The 270-nt window shown below is 71.5% G+C and carries 1 protein-coding gene; it reads left to right on the top strand.

The features are described 5' to 3' along the window. The coding region (locus AC0IW9_RS30920) for a SapC family protein (RefSeq protein WP_471652125.1) at nucleotides 1-270 on the top strand (270 nt) is incomplete at both ends.

Below are 270 nucleotides of genomic sequence, written 5' to 3'. Positions count from 1 at the left end.
GCGTCGACGGGCGGTTCCACGCCACCTATTGCCCCCGCGCGCTGCAACTCACGGGGTTCCGGCTGCACCCCGACGGCGTCGCGGGCCTCGCCATCGACGAGGAAGACCCGGCGCTCGGAGCATCCGGACAAATGCTGTTCGAAGACGGTCGACCCACTCCCCTGCCCACGACCGTCGCGGACGCGCTACGACGCCTCGTCGCCGACCTCGACGCGGCACGCGACCTGATTGCCGACTATGCCGCCCGCCACCTGATCCGACCCCTGCGCC

Source organism: Belnapia sp. AC561 (assembly GCF_979252845.1).
This window is presented reverse-complemented; position numbering and strand designations above follow the sequence as displayed.